The organism is Fructobacillus ficulneus (genome assembly GCF_001047075.2).
Taxonomy (GTDB): Bacteria; Bacillota; Bacilli; order Lactobacillales; family Lactobacillaceae; genus Fructobacillus; species Fructobacillus ficulneus.
Map to the genome: position 1 here is coordinate 120,944 of NZ_DF968000.1, position 5,499 is coordinate 126,442.

The window sequence follows — 5,499 nt, forward strand, 5'->3', positions numbered from 1 at the left end:
GAACTAACCGCTGAAGTTGAATAACGTTCTTAAGGGAGAATAATTATGAAAGAGAATAAATTAAGTCGAAAACAGTTACTTTTGTTATCATCATTAATTTTTGGAATGTTTTTTGGAGCCGGGAATTTGATTTTCCCAGTGCAGTTGGGACAGATGGCAGGTCATAACTGGCTACCGGCCACTGCTGGATTTTTGCTGACAGGGTGCTTGGTACCATTTTTGGCGATGTTGGCCATCAGTATGACCAAAAGTAAAAGTGTCTATGATATTGCGGCTCCGGTTGCTCCTTGGTTTGGAACAGCAGCCTTGGTTGCAATTCACTTTACCTTGGGTCCTCTCTTTGCCACACCACGTACGGCTGCGACAGCCTTCACGATGGGAATCAGTCCCTTCTTGCCAGCAAAGTTCCAAACGCTAGGCATGTTGATTTTCTCAGGAATTTTCTTTGGCCTTGCTTACTATTTGACGATTAAGAAGTCTGGATTGATGAAGTGGATTGGGAAGTACTTGAATCCCTTGTTCTTGATCTTCATTGCGGCGGTCTTACTTTTGGCTTTGATCTTGCCAATGGGATCATTCCATCAAAGTGCTAGTACTGCCTACCAATCTAATGCCGGTTTCCAAGGAATCTTGGATGGCTATAACACAATGGATGGATTGGCTTTGCTCGGTTTCTCTGTGTCTGCCATTTACGCTGTTAAAAAAATGGGCTTTGACGATGCTGCCACACCAAAAATTTTGGCCAAGGCTGGTTTAATTAGTATTTTCTGGGAAGCATTACTCTACATTGCCTTAGTTTTGCTCGGCTTAACTAGTTTGGGTAAGATGTCAGTGGCTGCGAATGGTGGAGCTGCCTTCAGTAAGATCATTACTCATTACGCAGGAAACTTAGGAATATTAGTGACCGGAATCATCGTTACTTTGGCCGTCTTTACGACTGCCATGGGTCTCTTTGGTTCATTTGCCCAAGACTTGAACCATGTTTTCCCAAAGATTTCATACATCTGGTGGTTGCGAGTAATTGCCGGTGGTTCGTTCATCACAGCGAATGCTGGATTGACGAACATCATTCAATGGTCAACACCAGTTTTGATGTTCCTCTATCCATTTGCCTTAACTTTGATTCTTCTTGGAATTTCAAACAAGTGGGTTAAGCAGTCTCCAATTATGTACCGGGCAGTGATGGCTAGTGTTACCATTCCCGCCTGCCTGGATGCTTTGGCAAATTCACCGTTGTTGAAAATTTCTGCCATTAACAACTTAATTAATGGCTATCACCAATACTTGCCATTAGCAGCTGATGGTTTTGGTTGGATTTTGCCAGCTATCGCTGGGGCCTTTATCGGAATTCTCATTCTCTTATTCCGGCAACAACGGTCTACTGCTAAGACTCCCTTGGCAAACTAAATTTTAAAATTAAAAGGGCAATTTGCCCTTTTTTTATTGATTTTAACAAGGGTAGCCATCAGTATGATAATTAAGCAAAGGTTGACTTGGAGTTAAATTAAGTCGTGAGATTTTAGGGAGAAGTTGCTATTTTTTCCAAGATAGCTTAATGTGTGGTCAAGTAACACCGCAGGCCAATCAACCTATTGAGGAGCAGGGATGACAAAAAAAGACGGACACACACATAGCCGATTTTCCCACCACGGTAGCCAGGAGAGCTTGGCAGCCTATGTTGAACAGGCGATTAACCAGGGCTTTACTGAATATACCATTACGGAACATGCCCCTTTGCCTAAAAAATTTTTGCAAGATTTTGTTGGGCCAATCGACGAGTGCCTGGAATCCGCTATGACTCAAGTCGAATTACCGCTCTATCGGGCTGAAGTAGATCAGGTGGCTGACCAGTACCGAGATCGAATTAAAATTAAACACGGGCTGGAAGTTGATTACTTGCCCGGGTATGAGCAAGAAATTCGAGAATTTATTAACCATCAGGCTAGTTGGTTGGACGAAATTATCCTATCAGTCCACTTTATGACTGATGATCTGGGAGACATTCGGCCAATTGACTATAGTGAAGCTGCCTTTGGGGAGGACTTCGCCAGTGAATTAGTCCAGCCACAAAAATTGTTTGACCGGTATTATCAAACAGTGGCTGCCAGTCTTGGTTTAGACTTTGACTCGGCTATCACTGTCCGGGTCGGCCATATGACGCTGATTCGTAAATACCAGCATTACTTTAATTTGCCTCAATTTGATGAGAATATTAAAATAAAAATCACCGAAATTCTAAGAAAAATCAAGGCGAAAAATTGGCAAATTGATTTTAATGCTGCCGGACTTTCCAAACCCTATAATGGCGAAAGCTATCCCACTGAAACCATCGTCAAAGAAGCTGTTAAGATTGGTATTCCAATGGTTTATGGGTCGGATGCTCATGATGTGGCCAGTCAGGGCCTGTACTATGAACAACTAGAACAGGTCTTGCTCGATTGTGGAACTGATTTTACAGACTAAGATTAATTTGAAAAAATTAATTAAAATCAAATGTTGACAAAGATGAAATTAGAACTATAATGAAAACAATCTAATAAACTTTGAAGCTGAAGTTAGAAAAGTAATGCCAGACCTCCTGTACAGAGAACGCCCAAGCTAACGCATTGAGATGGGTGCTAGTGTCTGCTATGAAAACACACTAATGAGCTGAGTGGTCCAAAAACCATTCCGGTAATTCCCGATATCGAATCGACCTATGCTAGTAGGTTAATGAGCTTCTTTGTGCAAGCAAAGAAGAAACAAAGGTGGGAACACGTGAAAGCGTCCTTGGAAACTATTTATTTAGTTTGCAGGGGCGTTTTTTGTTGTCAGAAAGGACAAGCAGATGGATGAACGTGGATTAGCAGCCGGGTCAAAAGACCTTTATGGCCAGGAATTGAAAGATAAGCAAAAAATTAGGGAGGTCTTTAGCCAACGACTGAACGACTTGGACTTTACTCCGGTTAGGACCGCCTTGGTGGAACGGGCAACGACCTATGGTACTGCAACCAGTTCAGTTTTTCGGCTCCTGGGTCAGTCCGAAGAAAACTTGGTCTTGCGGCCAGATTTAACCATGCCAATTGCTCGATTGGTTGCCGCCACTAATCATCCCGACCAGTTCTCCCAGCTTTATTACTTTGGCGATGTTTTCCACCCGATTGATCATTTATCGGGTGATTATAACCAAGAAACTCAGGCTGGAATTGAACTACTTGGTCAAGCAGACTTTGCCGCGGAAATTCGAGGCCTCGATATCATGCTTGATTTTGCCCGAACCTTTGGCATTATCGACGTCCAGGTTGTCCTCAGTGATGCTCGGTTGATTGATTTGATTTTAGCTCCGTACAATCTTGGGTCAGATAGACAACGTGAGTTAAAGGCATCGATTGAAGAAAAAAACCTGACTGTCTTTCGTCAGATTACTGACAAGATTTCTAACTTTCCTGGCGAATTAGCGAATTGGCCCTTAGCTTTCGGTGAGAGTGGAGAAACGGTGATGGACGAACTAAGGAATATTGAGGCAGTCCAAGAAATTTTAGCGAATTGGCAACTACTAGCTACTCATCTCCATAACTATTATCCAGAGGTCAGCCTGACGGTTGACCTGGCGGGGTCATCACCCCAGCCCTACTACACGGGAACGATTATTCGAGGCTTCGTTCCTAGCTTGGGCCGGTACCTCTTTACCGGCGGTCGGTATGACGGTTTGATGAAGAATAAAGACCAGCAGGGCTTACCGGCCTTTGGATTGGCCCTCAAAATTGAAACCATCTTGGCCGATTGGCAGCGACAGCCGCAAGAAGTCCAGCCGAACCAACCAATCGTGATGGTCTTGGCCAAGGGCCGGGTCGAAGAGGATGTCCGCTTATTCTTGCGCGCAGCGGGGGTTGATAACGAAGAACTAGACCGGCCAGGGCGGAAGCTGATTTTCAACAGTCCGGACGGTCGGTACCGGTTCATCCTGGTCAAGCCAACCGACGTGGTCAAGTACCTGGACCTGGGGATTGGCGATATTGGCATTGTCGGCTCGGACACGGTCGCCGAACAGGAATCCGACCACTACGATGTCTTGGATTTACAAACCGGGAAAGCGGCCTTCATTCTGGCCGCCCCAGCAGGCTTTAATTTGACCGGTGGTCGGCGCAAGCGGATAGCAACCAAGTATCCCAAAGTTGCCCGGGCTTACTTCCAGGCTCACGGTGAGGACGTTGAACTGATTAAGCTGGAGGGGTCGGTGGAACTTGGTCCTTTGACCGGACTATCGGATGCTATTATCGACATCACCCAAACGGGAAAAACCCTGGAAGAAAACAACCTAGTGATCTACGACCAGGTCGGCCAGGTTTCGACCCACTTACTGGTTCGGCGGGGCGCCTTGCTCCAGCACCAGGCAGAACTATCGCGGTTAATTCAAACTTTAAGCCAAGAATTGGCGGGAGAAGCAAATGCAAATTATTAAAAACGAATCAATGGCAGCTATTCAAAGTAAAATTCGCCAACAAACGAAAAAGACGGCTGACCGGAAAATTAATGACCAGGTCGACCAAATCATCGCGACTGTTCAAGCCGAAGGTGACCAGGCCTTGCGGGACTATAGCCAACGCTTTGACGGCGTTGATTTGACCGACTTGCAGGTTAGTCAAGCAACGATTGACGCCGCCTATGACCAGGTGGCTGATGATGTCGTTGCCGCCCTGAAAAAGGCAGCGACCAACATTGCGAGCTTCCACGAGTTGGAAGTCGCTGAATCCTTCCAAGACTCACCCCGCCCCGGCATCATCCGGGGGACCAAAGTCACACCGTTGGCAGCGGTTGGTATCTATGTTCCGGGTGGAACGGCCGCTTATCCCTCGTCGGTTTTGATGAATGCCATTCCTGCTAAGATTGCTGGGGTGCAAAAACTGGTGATGGTCACGCCACCACAAACCGACGGGATTAATCCGGCCGTCCTGGTGGCCGCCGACTTAGCCGGCGTTGATGCCATCTACCAAGTCGGTGGGGCCCAGGCAATTGCCGCTTTAGCCTATGGAACCGAAACGATTCCCCAGGTCGATAAGATTACCGGTCCGGGAAATGCCTATGTGGCTGCGGCCAAGCGGGCCGTTTATGGCCAGGTCGCCATCGATATGATCGCTGGTCCCTCAGAAATCGGAATTTTGGCTGATGAAACGGCGGATAGCCAAGCCGTGGCGGCCGACCTGCTCTCCCAGGCCGAACACGACAAGAAGGCCCGGGCGATTCTGATTACCAATTCGCCAGCCTTGGCCGAAGCCGTTTCGGCCGAGGTTGACCGCCAAGTGGCAACCTTGCCCCGGGTTGAAATTGCCCGAGCAGCGATTGAGGACAATGGTTTTATTTACCTGGTCGATACGGTCGATGAGATGATTACCCTGATGAATGCAGTAGCACCGGAACACTTGGAAATCCAGTTAAAGAACGCCGAGTCCTACTTGGACCAAATTCAAAATGCCGGGTCGGTCTTCCTAGGCCAGTATGCTTCGGAACCATTGGGGGACT

4 protein-coding genes are annotated in these 5,499 nt (G+C 47.0%); all 4 read left to right on the forward strand.

Annotated features, from left to right (window positions below):
• Positions 1-45 precede the first annotated feature (45 nt).
• Positions 46-1,407: a branched-chain amino acid transport system II carrier protein gene (gene brnQ / locus AOQ29_RS02825; protein ID WP_061993033.1), complete on the forward strand. Its 1,362-nt coding sequence runs from the start codon at positions 46-48 to the stop codon at positions 1,405-1,407.
• Between the two features lie 198 nt (positions 1,408-1,605).
• Positions 1,606-2,463 (forward strand): histidinol-phosphatase HisJ, encoded by an 858-nt coding sequence (gene hisJ / locus AOQ29_RS02830; RefSeq protein ID WP_061993034.1) that lies wholly within the window; start codon positions 1,606-1,608, stop codon positions 2,461-2,463.
• Between the two features lie 364 nt (positions 2,464-2,827).
• A complete protein-coding gene (hisG, locus tag AOQ29_RS02835) occupies positions 2,828-4,441 on the forward strand; it encodes an ATP phosphoribosyltransferase (RefSeq protein ID WP_083989243.1) in 1,614 nt (537 codons plus the stop codon).
• Positions 4,428-5,499 (forward strand): histidinol dehydrogenase (gene hisD / locus AOQ29_RS02840; RefSeq protein WP_061993035.1); only part of this gene is annotated, 1,072 nt, incomplete at its 3' end. The genes hisG and hisD, both read left to right, overlap by 14 nt.

Coding starts and splice junctions, on each gene's coding strand:
- hisJ (WP_061993034.1), top strand. CDS start 1,606: ATGACAAAAAAAGACGGACACACACATAGCCGATTTTCCCACCACGGT.
- hisG (WP_083989243.1), top strand. CDS start 2,828: ATGGATGAACGTGGATTAGCAGCCGGGTCAAAAGACCTTTATGGCCAG.
- brnQ (WP_061993033.1), top strand. CDS start 46: ATGAAAGAGAATAAATTAAGTCGAAAACAGTTACTTTTGTTATCATCA.